The 17,217-nt window shown below is 56.4% G+C and carries 12 protein-coding genes; 1 reads left to right on the forward strand and 11 read right to left on the reverse strand.

Annotation, left to right across the window (positions count from 1 at the left end):
* Positions 1-178: 178 nt before the first annotated feature.
* The 11 genes from FYC48_RS16410 to groL (FYC48_RS16460) all read right to left on the reverse strand — a co-directional run bounded on the left by FYC48_RS16410 (position 179) and on the right by groL (FYC48_RS16460) (position 14,305).
* Positions 179-673, reverse strand: coding sequence for a hypothetical protein (locus FYC48_RS16410; RefSeq protein WP_230773177.1), 495 nt, complete (start codon positions 671-673; stop codon positions 179-181).
* Between the two features lie 72 nt (positions 674-745).
* The gene (locus FYC48_RS16415) at positions 746-4,834 is read right to left on the reverse strand and encodes an ELWxxDGT repeat protein (RefSeq protein ID WP_149497822.1); all 4,089 of its coding nucleotides are present in this window, start codon (positions 4,832-4,834) and stop codon (positions 746-748) included.
* A gap of 259 nt (positions 4,835-5,093) precedes the next feature.
* Complete coding sequence (locus tag FYC48_RS16420) at positions 5,094-6,296, reverse strand: TIGR03032 family protein (RefSeq protein WP_149497823.1); 1,203 nt, start codon at positions 6,294-6,296, stop codon at positions 5,094-5,096.
* A 108-nt stretch (positions 6,297-6,404) separates the two neighbouring features.
* Entirely contained in the window at positions 6,405-7,010 is a 606-nt protein-coding gene (locus FYC48_RS16425; RefSeq protein ID WP_160149577.1) for a zf-TFIIB domain-containing protein, read from the reverse strand.
* A gap of 371 nt (positions 7,011-7,381) precedes the next feature.
* Positions 7,382-7,951, reverse strand: coding sequence for an isochorismatase family protein (locus tag FYC48_RS16430; RefSeq protein ID WP_149497825.1), 570 nt, complete (start codon positions 7,949-7,951; stop codon positions 7,382-7,384).
* Positions 7,952-7,975: 24 nt separating this feature from the next.
* Positions 7,976-8,269 carry an FmdB family zinc ribbon protein gene (locus FYC48_RS16435; RefSeq protein WP_149497826.1) on the reverse strand — a complete coding sequence of 98 codons (294 nt, stop codon included), beginning with the start codon at positions 8,267-8,269 and terminating at the stop codon, positions 7,976-7,978.
* Positions 8,270-8,596: 327 nt separating this feature from the next.
* Positions 8,597-9,196, reverse strand: a complete 600-nt coding sequence (gene grpE / locus FYC48_RS16440; RefSeq protein WP_149497827.1) for a nucleotide exchange factor GrpE — start codon at positions 9,194-9,196, stop codon at positions 8,597-8,599.
* Positions 9,197-9,232: 36 nt separating this feature from the next.
* Positions 9,233-10,348 carry a molecular chaperone DnaJ gene (gene dnaJ, locus FYC48_RS16445; protein WP_149497828.1) on the reverse strand — a complete coding sequence of 372 codons (1,116 nt, stop codon included), beginning with the start codon at positions 10,346-10,348 and terminating at the stop codon, positions 9,233-9,235.
* A gap of 161 nt (positions 10,349-10,509) precedes the next feature.
* Entirely contained in the window at positions 10,510-12,129 is a 1,620-nt protein-coding gene (gene groL, locus FYC48_RS16450; protein ID WP_149497829.1) for a chaperonin GroEL, read from the reverse strand.
* A 40-nt stretch (positions 12,130-12,169) separates the two neighbouring features.
* Positions 12,170-12,466 (reverse strand): co-chaperone GroES, encoded by a 297-nt coding sequence (groES, locus tag FYC48_RS16455; protein WP_149497830.1) that lies wholly within the window; start codon positions 12,464-12,466, stop codon positions 12,170-12,172.
* A gap of 132 nt (positions 12,467-12,598) precedes the next feature.
* Positions 12,599-14,305, reverse strand: a complete 1,707-nt coding sequence (gene groL / locus FYC48_RS16460; protein WP_149497831.1) for a chaperonin GroEL — start codon at positions 14,303-14,305, stop codon at positions 12,599-12,601.
* A 616-nt stretch (positions 14,306-14,921) separates the two neighbouring features.
* Here groL (FYC48_RS16460) and FYC48_RS16465 point away from each other — a divergent pair.
* The gene (locus FYC48_RS16465; protein ID WP_149497832.1) at positions 14,922-16,892 is read left to right on the forward strand and encodes a YML083C domain-containing protein; all 1,971 of its coding nucleotides are present in this window, start codon (positions 14,922-14,924) and stop codon (positions 16,890-16,892) included.
* The last annotated feature ends 325 nt before the right edge of the window (positions 16,893-17,217 follow it).

Raw genomic sequence — 17,217 nt, forward strand, 5'->3', positions numbered from 1 at the left:
CGACGCTCGTCCGCACTTCCATTTAGGAATACGGGTTTGAGTCATCAGTCAACGAGCATCGTCCCCGGTTGTTGCACCGAAACCGTGGCTAATGCCATGCGGCTAATCCTAAAATCAAAAATTGACGACGCACTAGTCCGTTTGGATTACGTTCGCATGAAGGTGTCGCTTCAAGTATTCAAAGATAACGGTCGAGCGACGATTCAGGATAGCCATCGTAGAAGCGTTTAATCCAGTGTCGCCCGGATCGGTTTTCTAGATGCCGCTCCCAGCCCAAGCGCAGCAATAGACGGTCAGTGATCGCCGACGTCGAAACGTGGGCGACGATCGCGCAGGCATTGCGAATCCTGGCGACTTCATCGAGCACATGGCAGGCACCGACGAACGTTTTGTACCCGGCCGTTCGACCACTGTGAATGTAGTCGAGCGTTAAGAACGCTGGCATGCCGAGCGGCGTGTGATAGTCCAACCAACAGTAATCGTCGTCCGGTCGTCCGTAACGACTCTGCCACCAGACCTGAGCCATCGAGACGCTGCCGACAAACCATCGGCGTTCAATGCCGACGAGTTTGCCGGATCGCATCGTGATCCGGGCACAGCGCCAGCGGCGGATCTGCGTTGCTTGCTCAAGAGGATTGCGAATCGCCGCGGGACGTACGGTCTGGCTAATCACGACGTTGAAGGATGGCTGGCGACACGAAAGAACTCTCGACGCCGATCACGAAAGCGTCCGTACTACTGAAGCTTAACGTCGCAGCAGTTGGCGTCTGAATTGAGATAAATCCGCGTTGTCAACATCGCCGTCGCCGTCAAAATCCATTCCGGAGCGATAACCGGACGAGCCGCTGGTCGTGTTCAGTGACGAGCCAAAGATCCGCAAGTCCGCCGCGTTGACGGTTCCGTCGCCGGTCGCATCACCCAACAATCGGAAAAACCCATCGACGGGATCATTCCCGAACACAAAGTCGGCCGGCATCCCCTGCCCACTCGACAGCGACGTGACTTGCGAACTATCGATCGTCAACTGGTAATACCCCGTCGCCAAGCTATTGCCCAATCCGCTGGTCCCCAGTATGTCGCGGTCAACGACCGAAGGACCGCTGGCGAAGGTTAATTCAACGAACGTTTGACCGAACTCGTATCGAGAATTGACTTGGACGCTGGTCAGATCAATTCCTTGGCTCGTATTGCGAACGCTGATCGCCGCCGCGGGGACATCTACCGGACCATCGAAAACGACCGTGACCAGGTCGACTACCGACCGCTGCGACGTCTCCTCGGGTGCCCCGGGCTCGCCACCGATCAAGACGTCGGAGACCGTCACTGGCAACTCGCCGATGACAAATAGTTCACGGCCGTTGATCCCATTATCGGCCGAGAAATAGATCGATCCGTTAACCTCAACCAATTCACGCGGATAGCTTCCAACGTTTTCACCTCGATTCAAATCGTCGACCTGAACCGTCGTTGTGGTGCCGTTGGTGATCCAAAGTTCTTGATCGTCCGTGGTGGTTCCGGCAGCACTGAAGAACAATCGCGTCGGTGTGGTCAGCAGAGGGATGGGGTCGCTTCCCAGTGGTCCGGAAAGCACGTCTTCGACCAGGGTGAAATTACCGGCCGCGCCGGTCGTCCGATACAATTCGCTTCCAATGGTCCCATTGTCAGCGGCAAAGTAGATCTCGCCGAGCGCTTCGAAATAGCCGCTCGCGTCAGAGCTACCGGAACCTGGATTGATGTCCGCGATTTGGAATGTATTCGCTTGCACCCCACGGGAACGATATGGCTCACGTCCACTGGTTCCGTCATCGGCGGTGAAATAAAGGATGTTATTGATGTTGGTCAAATCGCTTGGATTTGAATCGCCAGCTGTGTTCAAATCCGCCACTTGAAACGCAGACGTGAAGTTACGATTAAACAACTCGCGTCCGTCGACCCCATTGTCGGCAACAAAGAACAGGTTGTTCCCCGATAGCGTGAATTGTTCTGGACTAGATGATCCTGAACCTGCATTCAAATCGTTGCTTAATTGAATCACCAAGTTGCTGGGGTTAAGGACGAACAACTCTCGTCCGATGTCACCGAAAGCTGAAGTCGAGTCGGAAGTTGCGGCAAAATACAAACTTCCCTGGAACGGCACCAACCCTGTCGGATCGCTACCTTGTGACCCCGGAATCATGTCACTCACCAAGGTGGCAACGCTCGCCCCGTCGGACCACCACAATTCGTTCCCGGTCGTCCCATCGTTAGCGACAAAGAAGATTCGGTTTCCAGCGACGGCAAACAGATTGCCCTCGTCATCGATGGGCTGTGGCATCCGATCGAACAACTGAATCGGTGCATTTGAACCATCGGTGATATAAACCCCACCGTCCATGCCACCGGTGTTGTTGTAGAACACGATCTCTTGGCTTTCATCGGAAAACAACGTTAGCCCCGACACTTGATCGACGCTTGACGGTGACACATCGGCGACCATCTCAACGGTACCGAGTTGTGTATCGGCTTTCCAAATCGCTTCGCCATGAATGCCATCGTCGGCGGCAAAGAAAATGTCGCTTCCGGCGACGATCAATTCGTCTACGCCGGCATCTTCGGTGAAGGGATTGATATTTTTCAGCAACGAAGTCCCGAATTCGGTTCCGTTACTGATCCATAATTCACGGTCTGCGTTGGCATCCAAACTGGTGAACAACATCTCGCCATCGAGTTCCCCCAGAATCCGCGGCAAACCGTCCAGCGGAGCGCCGTAAAGATCCGTTCCAGGACGGGTATCGAACACACGCAAGGTTCCTCCTTCGGTGCCATCACTGACCCAAAGTTCTTCGCCATCACCGGTCACGTCATCGGCGACAAACAGCAATTGATTGCCCAGACTAGTCAATTGGCTTGGTCCGGAACTTCCGATCGGCACAATGTCTTTCACCATTCCGGTCCCGACCGTCGTGCCATCGGTCTTATGAAGTTCACGCCCGGCGTCCTGTAGCAGTGTGGTCGCGGAATTCAAATCTGCGGTCAATGTGGCGTTGACCAAGAATGCTTCGGTACCGCCACTGGGAAGATTCGGAAACGTTGCATTGTCGATCGATAGTCGGACGGTTGCCGATGTCACCGCGGCACCGCCGGGGTCGGATAGTGAAACATTATTGGCGTCGCGCGGTGTCACCCAGTTATCGAGTTCGTTTCCTGAAATCGATTGACTGGTCGCCAGAGCACCGTTGAGAAACAGTTCGAATAACAGCCCTTCACCCGGCTCCTCGAATTCGTTTCCCGACGCAAACCCAGAAAAGGAGATGTTATTTAGACCTGCCGGGTCGGCGATCGTCCATTCCCAAAAATCATCTGCGAGGTCGCCGTCGTCGATGTCTTCGACATACAAATCACCGGTTGCGATTGTCGTCAACCCAACATTCGCAGTTCCGATCCGCGCAGAACTGCTGACCCAGCCTGGCGGTTCGCCGCTGGAATCAGCCGACCCTTGAGTGGTCGTACTGACATTCACGACGTTACCGAAAACCGTAAGCTGTCCCCTAAATGCCGATTCAATTTCGGCGAAGACTCCTGCGAAGGAACCACCAACGGCAAGTGAGTTATCCGCCGTCAACGTGGGAGATGTTGCCGAGATGGTTGTCGCAGGTACTACACCATGTGCGCTGAAGAACAACTCGTTGCCGACCACTTCCAAATCCAGCGGATTCGTCGATCCAGTGCCGTTGGTCGTGTCGGCAACCTGTGAAATCGTCGAGCCGTCGGATTTAAAGAGGTGCCTTTCACCGGTCGCCGCGACGGCAGAGAAAAATAGCTCGCTCCCGAACGGGGTCAGTTCCTCGGGATATGACGAACTGCCTGGGGTGATGTCATCCACGATCATCGTCCCGGCTTCGGTTCCATCGGTGCGGAACAGTTCGTAGCCAGCCTGCGCGTCTTCGGCGACGAAATACAACACCCCATCAAGTTCGGTCAACTCGGTCGGATTCGATGACAACGATGGGTCATCATCGGCGGTGCCTAATGTTCCGTCCAAGCCGGGGTCGACACCCAAGTCGGCGACCATCATCGTTCCGCCGGTTGTCCCGTCACTCTTCCATAACTCATAGCCCGAATCGGTCGCCTGATGGCTGTCATAGGCTGAAAAGAAAAGTGTGCCGTTGACATCAGTTAGCTCGAAGGGGATCCCATAACCGAAGTCATACACCAACTGCGTGCCCGCTTGAGTTCCATCGCTGGCCCACAATTCGTAGTTGAAATTCGAGTCGTATCCGACGAAAAACAGCTTGTCGCCGGACTGCGTCAGCTGTGGCTGAATGTCGACGAAAACGTCATTAGCAAGCTGGGCATCAAACGCGACCACCGTCCCGGCTTCGGTCCCATCGGTCTTCCAAAGATCAAGCTCACCATTTTCATCCTCGGCCATGAAAAACAGCTCGTTGTCCTTGATCGTCAAATCAAACGGCGCCGAACCATCCGGGCCCGCCAAAATATCCTTGACCAACACCGTCCCCGGCTCTGTGCCATCGGTCTTCCAAAGTTCCGCACCGTTGGCCCCGTCGTCTGCGGCAAAGAACATCTCCCCGTTCAGCACAGCGACGTCAACCAATTGATCGACACGCGTGTCCACACCGGCGTTGGACGATCGACCGATCTCGTTGATGTCCGCGAACAGGTCGATCGCGAACGTCAACAAATGCCGCGACTCAAGTGTCTCGATCGAAGCGGACAAGCGACGCCGACGCACATTCGCCAAGCGATTGCGTTTGGAATTTCGCTCCCGAGCCTGTGACCGAACCGAATTTGCAAGGCTGTAAACTTTCGATAGACGCGATCGCGAACCGTCCATTGAGCATCTCAAGAAAAGTCAGGCGGAGAAACAGACGAGGTCAACGGAACCACGATCGACCATAAAAACAGCGGAACAGGCGTCCCCTGCTAGCTTCGCAGTGGTCCCGAAACCCACACCAGGTGCGGACAAGGTTCGTAGTATAGCCAAACTGCGCGACAGAATCGCTAAATTCGCGCAATTCCGCTCCGTACCGATTTACGCCCGATCGAACCGTCGCGATCCTGACGTCGGCCTTTCGTTTTTCGCATCGCAAAACTTATCGCCGCCGCTTCACTGATCCGGCTTGATGCTGGGAACTCAAATTCGACACGACGTTCGGCGGAGGCACCACCCAAACCGGTTTCTGTTGGTCTTCCCGAGGATAGGGACCGCACAACACTGTGCGACGTGAACCGACAATGACTTGTATGTCAAACAATTCATCCACACCGCTTTCAAATTCGATGAATGCGACACTGCGACCTGAAACAAGATCGATCGCGACGACACCGCATCGCATCTCGTTTGAGCTTTCGCAAATCGGCACTCCTCCAAAAACGGATCGCTCGCGGGCGCGACTCATCCCGACAAATGCAAACTGCCCGGCAAATGCCAACCCGCGTCCATAACCTGGATAGCTGGCGACTTCATCAACGGTGCCATCGGCCGGATCGACCGTGACCAACAAACCTTTGCCACTGTCGAGCATGAACAGCTTTCCTTGATGCATCCGTGGAGAGTGCGGCATACAAAATCCTCCCGCGATCAGTTCGCCGGATTGAACATCGATCAGCGATCCGCCGTCGGCCTTGTTTTCCCGCCAGCCTCGGGGTGCGTTGGAAAGCCCCAAGCAGGAGACATAGCGTGGGAGGCCGTCAACCATTGCCATTCCGTTGAGGTGACACCGATCCTCGGGAGCCAATCGGTCGATGAACGATGGTTGCCAACGAGGAACAAAATTGAAATCTTCGTGCAACGTCGCCAAACAAGAGAACAGTGTGTTGACGACCCAAAGCTCTTGTTCTTGCCCCCAGCCCATTTCATGAATGCTAATGTTTCCGGTCACGAATGATTCACGGACCAAGAACGCTCGATCATAGGTGCCCGCCGGATCGACTTGATTGGCCAGTGGTCCGGCGTCTTTGAGGAACCAGATCAAGTTTGGTCCGCCGACCGCGATAATGTCTCCCTGCGTGCTCGGTTGCGTCTGGGAATGTGCGTTGGCGAAGGTTCCCGATTGAGGAGGCGCGATCCCCATCGCTTGTTGAAAATTAGAAAATCCCAAATGCAACTGACCGTCTATTGCTCCCACACTGACAACCTTTCCGGCGGCATAGGTCGACACCAGCAATGAACATCCGAGGTGTTCGAGAATCGGAACAAATTGCGCGCTATGCCGATAGTCGATCGTGCGAGCCGGAAGCGGGCGAGAAGCAGACTGAGAGGTTGGCCGCGAAGCCGGTCGGGGCGTTCCGGTCATCCGATCACCGTGACAAGAGACGAGACAGAAAAGTAGTTGACTGTCTAATGTAGCGAATCGGTCACTCGCATCGCGGGTCTGTTTCTCCAGGCCCCTCTGCCGTTTGGGTCAACCGAGCAAGAGATTTAACAGCGACAGTCCGTTCCGCATTAATGGGTCGCGTTCTCGTCCGCCGAAGTCAACCACCGGTCGCGCCGGAACGATCGGCGAAGAACCTCGTGGTGGGCGCCGACCGGGCGCTCGTATAATCGCCGCCAACTCCCAATAGTCGAGCCAAGCAACTCCGCAACCATTGCAGCTATTGATCACCACCGTCCCCGGTCCGTGATAAGGATGAGTTTCCATCGTTTCCAAACACGCCGGGCATTGCAAACGATCTTTCAGCTCGACTTGATTCATCGGTGTCGGCACAGCGTCTTCGCCTTGATACGTCATCCGCTTTTCGTGAATGACCGTCGCCAAGCAACCTTTTTCAATGACATAGCCACGACATTCATCACAGAAACAAACGCGCCACTTGCCGTGCAAGTTTGCAAACTGCAATCCGACATGACAACGAGGACAGGCGACGCCGGGTGATCCGTCGCTTACCTCGAACGGCTCTGCCGGATCATCGACCGCGGTTTCAAATCCAAACTTGTTGCATGACAAACAACGGTGATGGTTGCGATGAGGGTTCCACCGCATTTCCTGCTGACAATCCAAGCACTGCATCGAAACGTGACCTAAGTGAGACAAACATCCACATCGGTCACGCATGAGAACCGAGGGACAACCAATCATTCATCCGGATCGAATGTTCCTAAACGTAGCATGCCATTGGACATCGATACGGTAAGAACAAACGCCTGGTTAAGGTCGCGGTTAAGAAACGCGGCAGTGGCTTGTGCCGCATTTAAGTCTCTGAAAGCCTGGGCGGCTATCCTATCTGACACATTGTCAGTCGACGGCGCCAGCTGTCCCCCCGCCGTTTACGTCGTTTTCGTGACAGAGGCCCGACGCTGGCGCGATCGGCTCACGATTTTCACTCTGGGGGTTGAACGTTTCTTTGTTGTCGAGTGCCAATCGAATCGCAGGCGGCGACGTTAGCGGAAGTATGACTTCACAATCTTGCTGATCGCTTTGAACTGTGGATGCCCCGCGGTGCCGAGCCATTGATAGATGATCGATTCGGCACTGGTGATCGTCACACCGAGTGCCTTCATTTGGTCGATCGCCAATTCATGCTCCCAACCTCCGTAAGCGGCAACGGCCTCGGCGACAATGACGGGCTGCAAGCTTTCTTGCAGTAAATCCATCACCGTTTGCAAGACACAAATGTGAGTTTCGATCCCGCAAATCAAGATCTGATCGCGACCGGCATCGATCCAGCGATCGAGTTCGCGTCGACAGACAGACGCCGAAAAGTCAAGTTTTTCTTCCGGCTCAGGAAACCACTCGTCAAGAGGCTCTACCAGACCACCGAGCCCTTTGGGATACTGCACCGTCGCGGCCGAGGGAATCTCAAGCAATTCGGCGACCATCAATAGCGCTTCGGTTGATTGAACGACATGGTCAGCCGATGGAATCACCGGGACCAACTTTTCTTGTAAGTCGATCACAAGGATAGCCGATCGGCTCACCGAAAGTCGCTGGGAAGACGCTTGATATGGCATCGAATCTCGAGTGATCGAAAAGTGTTAGTCAGTGCCTTTGGATTTCTTCGCGGGCTTGGAATCACTTTTTTTAGAACTCGATTTCGACTCCGACTTGCTACTCGAATCCGCTTTGGCGGCCTTCTTGTAGCTCTCACTTCGATAGTCGGTTTGGTAGAAACCGCTTCCCTTGAACACGATCGCGGCGCCACTGCCAAACAACCGTCGCAGTTTCTGCTTGCCGCACTCCGGACACTTTTTCTTGACCGGATCGTTGATCCCTTGGAACAGTTCCATCTTGTACCCACAGGCATCGCATTCGTAATCATACGTTGGCATGGACAAACAACACTTTATTGAGGGCAGCTAAATCGAAAGTTATCAGGAGAATGTTTGATACCGGACGCAGGGATCAACGAACCCGAGGCGTCCGGCGTTACGCTTAGATTGAACCAAAGTCAGTTTAAAAACTGGTCCGAAATGGAATGCAGTTCTCTATCCCGTGCGGAAACGGTGTTAGCCGAGGGCGTTGCGTTGACGGGATTGATTGATCAGCTGACGGACCTTGGCCCCAGCTTTTGCAGCAAAACTGCTTTTGCAACGACACCGTGGCTAACGCCATTCGGCCGATCCTCGTTTCAGAGGTTGACACGGCACCGACGAGCGTTAGCTAGCTGGACCGGTACTGACAACAACTTGACTGGGGCGAATGACCCGGTCGTGAAGCCTGAAGCCCGACTGGGCAACATGAGCGACTTTTCCGCTTTCGACGTCAGGACTGGGCATTTGAGAAATCGCTTCGTGCAGATTCGGATCGAACGTTTCGCCTGCGGCCGGAATCTCTGTCACGCCGTGCTTGCCAAAGACGTCATCCATTTGCTTAGCGACAATCGCAACGCCTTCTTTGAGCGCATCGGTTTGGCCGCTGTTTTCGGCCGCCTCGATCGCTCGATTCAAATTATCACGCACTTGCAGCAAGTCGATGACCAGATCGGTTGATGCGAATTTAATTTGCGATTCAAAATCGCGTCGCATCCGTTTGCGAAAGTTCTCGGCTTCGGCCTGTGCCTGCAGGACACGCTTGTCGGCTTCGGCAGCGGTCCGCCGCAAACGTTCCATCTCTTCGTCGCGTGATTCCGGTTGCCCGGCCGCCGAAGGATCAAGCGATTCGTCATCGGAGAAGGCTTGGTCAACTGTCTGATCGTTGCCAGCTTCGGAGTCGACGTTGTTGTTTTCTTCCAATTCAGGATCGATCGGTTCGCTCATGATAGTCTTCTTAAGATCACTTAATTCGGTAATGCACTAGAACAGGTCGGCGACCTTTTCAAGAAATGTTTTTCGGTGCGGCAGCACGGATTCATGATCGAGTTCGGCGAGCTTGCGCAGCAAGTCTTCTTGTTCGGTGCTGAGTTTTTTGGGAACTTCGATAAAGACCTGGACGAGCAGATCCCCGGCGCGTCCCCCTCGCGGGTCGACGACGCCTTTGCCTGATAGCGTGAAGACCTCCCCGTTCTGTGTACCGGCATCGATCCGCAGGGACTCGGGGCCATCGAGTGTCGGCACATCCAGTTCGGCACCGAGCGCCGCTTGGCTGTAGGAGATCGGTAGTTGCAAAATCAGGTTGCTGCCGTCACGGCGGAAAAGCTCGTGCGGCTGAACGGTGATAAAACAGTAGCAATCACCCGGTGGCCCACCGTTGGCACTCGCTTCACCTTCACCTTGCACGCGAACTCGCATGCCATCGTCGACACCGGCTGGAATCTCAACGGTCAATTCAGCCTTTTCGGTTTGCATTCCGCTGCCACGGCAATCGGTGCAAGGCTGGCTGATTTGCTTGCCACTGCCGCCACAATGCGGGCAGGCGGTTTGCACTCGTAGGATCCCGGCCGACTGGACGACTTGGCCGCGTCCACCGCAGGTCGCACAGACCTCTGGCTGGCTGCCCGGTGCGGCGCCGCTTCCTTCGCAAGTGCCACAACTAACGTTTCGGCGGAAGGTGATCTCTTTGCTGACGCCTTTGGCGGCTTCTTCAAGGGTCAGCGTGACGTCACAGCGAATGTCGGCACCGCGACGGGCTCGCCGCGAACGACCGCTGCGCCCGCCGAACAAGTCACCGAACATGCCGCCGCCGCCAAACATCTCCCCGAAAGCTTCGAAAATGTCTTCGACGTCATTGAACTGACTGCCGCCACCGCCCACACCGGCATGCCCATAACGATCATACCGAGCGCGTTTGTCGGTATCGCTGAGCACCTCGTACGCTTCGGACGCTTCCTTAAAGCGTTCGACGGCGTCCTCGGCCTTGCTGCTATCGGGGTGGTACTTGATCGCTAGCTTTCGATACGCACGATCAATCTGGACTTTCGTTGCCGTGCGTTCGACAGACAGGACTTCGTAGTAATCTCGCTTATTGCTCATCGACACTGACGATCGTCGTGTACGTGTTTGGATAAAACGGCAACCCTACGATCCGTCACGCCTGGGTTGCCAGCCAGAACGTCGCACACAAAAACGGGCCGTCTGCCGAATGAAAGGCAGCGGCCCGTCGATGTGGTTGCGACACGTTCATCGCAGCGTCATTAAGCAACGACGCCTTCGGCGGGAACGCGTTCTTTGTCTTCCTTTTCAAAGTTGGTGACCATCGCTTCGGTCGTCAGCAACAACCCGGCGATACTACCGGCATTGGTCAGTGCGGTTCGCACAACTTTGACCGGATCGATCACACCTGCTTTGAACATATCGCCGTACTCGCCACTGTGAGCGTTGTAGCCGATGTGGGCATCCATCTGACGGACTTCGTCGACGACGACACTGCCATCGATTCCACCGTTGTCAGCGATTTGCTTCATCGGAGCTGCCAGGGCACCCAAGACGATTTCGACACCGATCTTTTCGTCGCCGCGAGCCGATTTCTTAGCCGCTTCGACTGCTTCGATACAACGAACCAAGGCGACACCGCCACCGGGCAGAATGCCTTCTTCGACGGCCGCACGGGTCGCGTGCAGTGCGTCTTCGAGGCGAGCCTTGGTTTGCTTCATTTCGGCTTCGGTTTCCGCACCGACGCTGATGACCGCAACGCCACCGGCCAGCTTGGCCAAGCGTTCCTGGTATTTCTCTTTGTCGTAGTCGCTATCGGTTTGTTCGATCTGGGCACGGATTTGCGCGACCCGTTGATCGATGTCTTCACGCTTCCCGCCGCCTTCGACGATCGTCGTGCTGCTCTTGTCGACAGTGACGTTCTTGGCGCGGCCGAGCTGATCGAGCGTGACGTTTTCGAGTTGGATCCCCAAGTCTTCGCTGATCAGCGTACCGCCGGTCAACGTCGCGATGTCACCCAACATTGCCTTGCGGCGATCGCCAAATCCAGGTGCCTTCACGGCACAGACATTTAACGTCCCACGAAGCTTGTTGACGACCAACAACGTCAATGCCTCGGCATCAACGTCTTCGGCGATGATCAACAAAGGCTGACCGGTCTGAGCCGATTTTTCCAAAAGTGGAACCAGGTCGCGAATGTTGCTAATCTTCTTTTCGTACAACAACACCAAGGCGTTCTCAAGGTTCGCTTCCATCGAGCCGGCGTCGGTGATGAAATACGGAGAGATGTAGCCTTTGTCGAACTGCATTCCGTCGACGTAATCGACCGAGGTCTCGCGGGTCTTGCCCTCTTCGACCGTGATCACGCCGTCTTTGCCGACACGCTCAAGTGCTTCGGCCAACAACTCACCGATTTTCGGGTCATTATTCGCACTGATCGCACCGACGTGCTCGACTTCTTTCTTGTCTTCGACCGGGCGGCCCATTTCGACCAAGTGATCGCAAGCGGCGTTGACCGCTTTGTCGATCCCGCGGCGAACGGCGGTCGGATTGCTACCGGCAACGATGTTTCGCAACCCTTCTTTGAAGATTGCGCGGGCAAGGACGGTCGCAGTCGTCGTCCCATCGCCAGCCAAATCGCTGGTCTTCTGGGCGACTTCGATGACCAACTTGGCACCCATGTTCTCGAATCGGTCTTCCAATTCGACTTCCTTGGCAACCGTCACACCGTCTTTGGTGACAGTCGGTCCGCCGAAGGATTTGTCAATGATGACGTTACGGCCGGTCGGTCCCATCGTCACAGCGACGGCGTCGGCCAACTTGTCGATCCCGGCCAGCATTCGTGCGCGGGCGTGATCGTCAAAAAGAAGTTGTTTTGCCACGAGAGTTTTCCTCTGTCAGTGAAAACGCGGACTGAATCGACTACAGAACTTTCGCCAAGATGTCACTTTCGCGAAGGATCTTCATTTCTTGGCCGTCGACTTCGATGTCGCTTCCGCCGTACTTGCCGTAGATCACGGTGTCACCGATGGCGACGCTCAGTTCGCCACGGTTGCCGCTTTCGAGCAGTTTGCCGGGACCGACTGCGACGATGGTGCCACGCTGTGGCTTTTCCTTCGCCGAATCGGGAAGCACGATACCGCCGGCGGTGGTGGTTTCCGCTTCAACAGGTTGAACAACAACTCGGTCATCCAGTGGACGCAGTTTTACTTTAGCCATGATGCGATCTATTCCGTTTTATTAATGATTGATTTTGAAGGGTTGCTTAGTCGATCGCTCGCGGCCTTTCGCGAGCGATCGATTCTTAAAACCTGCAAACAGAGCAGGGAAGAGAAGGGGAACGGCAATGGCTTACATCATGCCGGGCATCCCCATGCCGCCCATGCCACCCATTCCTCCCATGCCTGGCATACCACCCATTCCACCCATGCCGTGGTCATGGTGGTGGTCGCCGCCCGCGTCGTCTTCTTCGACGGGAATTTCGGTGACCAAGGACTCGGTCGTCAGCAACAACGTCGCGACGCTAGCAGCGTTGGTCAGCGAGGTTCGGACGACCTTTGCGGGGTCGACGATTCCGGCGGCCAACAGGTCGCAGTACTTGTCTGCGTTCGCGTCGTAACCTTCGGTCTTGCCTTTAAGTTGGTTGACGCGATTGACGACAACGGCCCCATCAAGACCGGCGTTGCCGGCGATCGTTCGCAGTGGTTGATCAAGAACATTGCGAATGATGTGGGCGCCGAGTTGTTCGTCGCCACTGAGTTCCTTGGCGAGTTTTTCGACGGCGGGGCGGCAACGCAACAACGTCGTTCCGCCGCCTGGGACAATGCCTTCTTCCAAAGCAGCTTGGGTCGCCGCGCGGGCGTCATCGATCAGAGCCTTACGCTCTTTCATTTCCGTTTCGGTCGCCGCACCGACATTGATCTGAGCGACACCGCCGGCCAGTTTAGCCAAACGCTCTTGCAATTTCTCGCGATCGTAGTCGCTATCGGTCATATCGATTTCGCGACGAATTTGCTCAACGCGTCCATCGATCGCCGCTTTCTTTCCGGCGCCGCCGACGATGGTGGTCGTGTCGCTGGTGATGCGAACCTTCTTCGCGCGGCCGAGATCCTTCAGCTTGACGCTTTCCAGGTCGATGCCCAAATCTTTGAAGATCGCTTCGCCACCGGTCAAGGTTGCGATGTCACCGAGGATCGCTTTGCGACGGTCACCGTAACCGGGTGCCTTCACGGCAGCGGCTGAGATGATGCCACGCATTTTATTGACAACCAGGGTCGCCAAGGCCTCGCCTTCGACGTCTTCGGCGATCACCAACAAAGGCTTCTTCTCTTTGCTGATCGCTTCGAGCAAGGGAATCATCTTCTTGTTGTTGCTGATCTTTTCTTCGAACAACAAGATGTAGCAATCTTCCAACTCGACCGTCACGTTGTCCTGGTCGGTGACAAAGTGAGGCGAGAGAAAACCGCGATCGAACTGCATCCCTTCGACGACGTCGACATAGGTTTCGTTCGAGCGGCCTTCTTCGACGGTGATGACACCGTTCTTGCCGACCTTCGTGAAGGCGTTCGCCAAGACGTCACCGATCGAGGGGTCATTGTTCCCGGCGATCGTCGCGACTTGCTTGATTTCAGACTTGCTTTTCTCGCTGACGGGCTTAGCCAACTTTTGGATCTGTCCAGCCACTGCGTCGACAGCTTTGTTCACGCCGCGTGTCAGTGCCATTGGGTCCGCACCGGAGGCAACCATTTTCAGGCCTTCGCGATAGATCGCTTCGGCGAGCAGGGTTGCCGAGGTGGTGCCGTCGCCGGCGACCTCATTGGTCTTGCTGGCAGCCTCTTTCACGAGTTGGGCGCCGAGATTTTCGAACGGATCATCCAATTCGATATCTTCGGCAACCGTCACGCCGTCTTTGGTGACTTTGGGTGAGCCCCAGCCCTTGTCCAGCACGGCGTTGCGGCCGCGTGGGCCAAGCGTGCTCTTGACGGCTCGCGCCAATTTGCTGACGCCGGCCAGCAGTGGCGCTCGGGCGTCGTCGTCGAAAACGATTTGCTTTGCCACGACGTTGTCTCTCCTGTGAGGTTTCAATAGGCAAACCGACGAGCAGGTCCGGTGATTCCACTTGGGGGACCACCGCGACTCGGCGGCGTTGCAGCTTGTTAGGGGAAATTTCGATGGGGACCTGCCGGTCGATCGCTCCTACCTCTCCGCGAACCAGATTGTCGACGAAATGACAGTCCCACTGATCGAACCCGCCTCAAAGCAACACTTGTGCCAACCCGACCGTACTGGAAAATTTTCGTCGTTTCAGGGGCCACGTTTTCAAGGAATGGTCGCCCGAATCGTGGAAGCGGCGGCGTCGACCGCCGACAAGTCTTTTTCCCTGGTTTAACGCGTGACAGCCCGCTCCGGGCACGTGTCACGATGGCAGCCGGGACGGAAGGACGGACCCCGGCGACACAACTGTCTGCCATCTCGGCGGCAGAGTCAAAAATATCGATACGACCGGCAATTAGGTGTCGAAATCGCTTTCCAACGCAATGATCCAACTGGCGAAATCATTGACCAAACCCTTTCTGCGGCGTCCACTTCTGCGGGAGAACTGTGGACTTTCCACCACCACAGCCCCCCCGAGAGGATCGCGATTGCCCTTTTACCGCTGTGACGGAATTTTTCGATGACCATTTGCCGGCTGACAACCCAACTCGCTGCCACCTTCATCGCGGTATCCGCCTTCGGATGCCTCGGCAATGAAGCTCAGGCTGGCTGCTTGGACTGGCTCTTCGGCCGTTCGCCGGTCTACACGGCAAACTATCCCTACGCGCCTGTCAGTGCACCGATGGGGATTGTTCCCGGAGGTTCGCAAGCCGTCACGATGCCGGGCTATTCACAAAGCTTCCAGCCCAGCGTTCCCGCGGCCAGCAGCGGCGTCATCGCCGCCCAGCGTCCCGCCTACGCAGCCGGAAGTATTTATCAGGGCAACGCCTTGTACCAAAGCAACGCGGTCTACCAAGGTGGCACGACTGCGGTGCAAAGCTACACGCCGGTTCAGTCATTCAATAATCCGTCGGTCTATACGGGACTTCCGGTCGACAGTTCCGCAGCCACCTCCTATCGCTTGCCGATTGGTTCGCCTGCCAATGTGACGCCCTACCAGGCTTCGCGGGTGCCGATCTCGCAAACGCTTCGCGGAACCGCCAACCCCATCCTTCCGTCGACCAGCTACACCGCTGGCTATGGATCTGTCGCCCCGACGTCCTACGCGGCCCCGGCACTGTCAACGGTCCCGACCACCGTTCCGCTCGCTTACGAACCGCGACGATGGCGACTGGGTTCCGGACTGGCACGTTTTTTCAACTCACTGCTCGGTCGAAACACCGACTACGTCACGTCCTACTACCGGGCGCCGGTCACCTACTATCGCCCTGTCACAACGGTCGACCCGATCACCGGCACAACCTCGACGGTTCAGCAATCGTGCAGTTCCTATGTCCAACAACTGCAACGGGTGCCGTACAACACTCTGATGCCGTCGACGATCCCGCCGACTCAGATCCAAACGCTGGGCCCGAGTCCTCTTGATCCTTGTGCGACCCCGTACGCGGCCAACCCGCTCGGCAGTAGCTACGCCCAAACGAATGTCCTGCCCCCCACTTCGACTCCGGGTACGTTCTCCACTCCATCGACGATTAATCAAGTCGGTGGTGAATCGATCCCAGGGGTATCAGGTGTCAGTCCGATCCCGACCACGATCCCTCCCAACCAATATTCGCAAGGTCAGTTCCCTCAAGGATCCAACCTCAACGCCTCGCCGCTGACCGGCCAATCCTCGGCCCCCGGGACCGACCCGGCTGACCAACAGGACACCGGACAACCGCAGTTGGAAGCTCAGCGTCCCGCACCGGAATCGCAGCCACAATCAGCACCCTTGCAAGACGATTACCAGAACCCGTACGACGACTATTACCGCTACAACGGCCGTGGTGATTCGAACGGCAACGCTCCGTTGACTGAACCGGATACAAACCAAGCCGATCCCGCTGGTCCTTCGCCGAACGATGGCGAATCTGGAATCCAACTCGATCCGCCAGTCACCGGACGGATGCGCGGATCAAGCCCCGACGGACTGTTCCGCAGTGGCGACCGGATCACGGCGCAGACGCCTCCATCGCTCTCCGGTCAAGCAACTTCGGGGCAAACTCCCGCACCGATCGCGCCGACCTACAGTTCGGTGCGACCGATCGGAGTGCCTCCCACAAGCCAGCCGCCCCAGTCCGCCAGCGATACGATCAATTCGGTCCCACCATTCACGCAGACTCCGACCGGCTACACCGGCCAACGCGGCGGATCGATCGAACAACCGCCGATGCTGCCGCCGCCGAGCAAGAACTACGACGATCGTTTCCAAACTAACTCCACGGGTACTCGCACCCCAGTGCGTGAAGTCAAACTACGTGAGACCGCGGTTCGCCAGGTCGCCGCGTGGGAGGAGCTTGATTCCCTGCCTCGAATCGATCATCGCCGCGCGGACGAAACCGCCCAACGAGCGATAACGATCGACCGAGCGTCGGGTACCCAGCAACCGACGATGACCCAGCCGGCACCGCGAAAGCAGCGAAGTAGCGCCGGATGGTTGCCCGCCAACTAGGCCCGCCGCCGCGACTTCTTCACCGCAGGAACGTCGACTAACGTGATGTGTGCCGACCTGTAAGCCGACGGCGCCGACCGCGAGTCCTTGCTTTCCGCGAAGCAGGCTCGAAGCTTGCGTTTGGCTTACGGAAGTGAGTCGGCCTTCGAAGCCGCACGACCGCCAAGTAAAAGGTCGATGCCGTCGTCACAAATCCGATGCTGACATGCCAGGCTATCGAGCAAGGGGCAATTCGATCCCGCATCACTAGTCCGCTACCTTCGCTTCATTTTAGAATTAGCCGAATGGCATTAGCCACGGTTTAGAATTAGCCGAATGGCGTTAG

Source organism: Roseiconus lacunae, assembly GCF_008312935.1.
In the GTDB taxonomy this organism is placed as follows: domain Bacteria; phylum Planctomycetota; class Planctomycetia; order Pirellulales; family Pirellulaceae; genus Stieleria; species Stieleria lacunae.

Coding starts and splice junctions, on each gene's coding strand:
- FYC48_RS16415 (WP_149497822.1), bottom strand. CDS start 4,834: ATGGACGGTTCGCGATCGCGTCTATCGAAAGTTTACAGCCTTGCAAAT.
- FYC48_RS16420 (WP_149497823.1), bottom strand. CDS start 6,296: ATGACCGGAACGCCCCGACCGGCTTCGCGGCCAACCTCTCAGTCTGCT.
- FYC48_RS16425 (WP_160149577.1), bottom strand. CDS start 7,010: ATGCAGTGCTTGGATTGTCAGCAGGAAATGCGGTGGAACCCTCATCGC.
- FYC48_RS16430 (WP_149497825.1), bottom strand. CDS start 7,951: ATGCCATATCAAGCGTCTTCCCAGCGACTTTCGGTGAGCCGATCGGCT.
- FYC48_RS16435 (WP_149497826.1), bottom strand. CDS start 8,269: ATGCCAACGTATGATTACGAATGCGATGCCTGTGGGTACAAGATGGAA.
- grpE (WP_149497827.1), bottom strand. CDS start 9,196: ATGAGCGAACCGATCGATCCTGAATTGGAAGAAAACAACAACGTCGAC.
- dnaJ (WP_149497828.1), bottom strand. CDS start 10,348: ATGAGCAATAAGCGAGATTACTACGAAGTCCTGTCTGTCGAACGCACG.
- groES (WP_149497830.1), bottom strand. CDS start 12,466: ATGGCTAAAGTAAAACTGCGTCCACTGGATGACCGAGTTGTTGTTCAA.
- FYC48_RS16465 (WP_149497832.1), top strand. CDS start 14,922: ATGACCATTTGCCGGCTGACAACCCAACTCGCTGCCACCTTCATCGCG.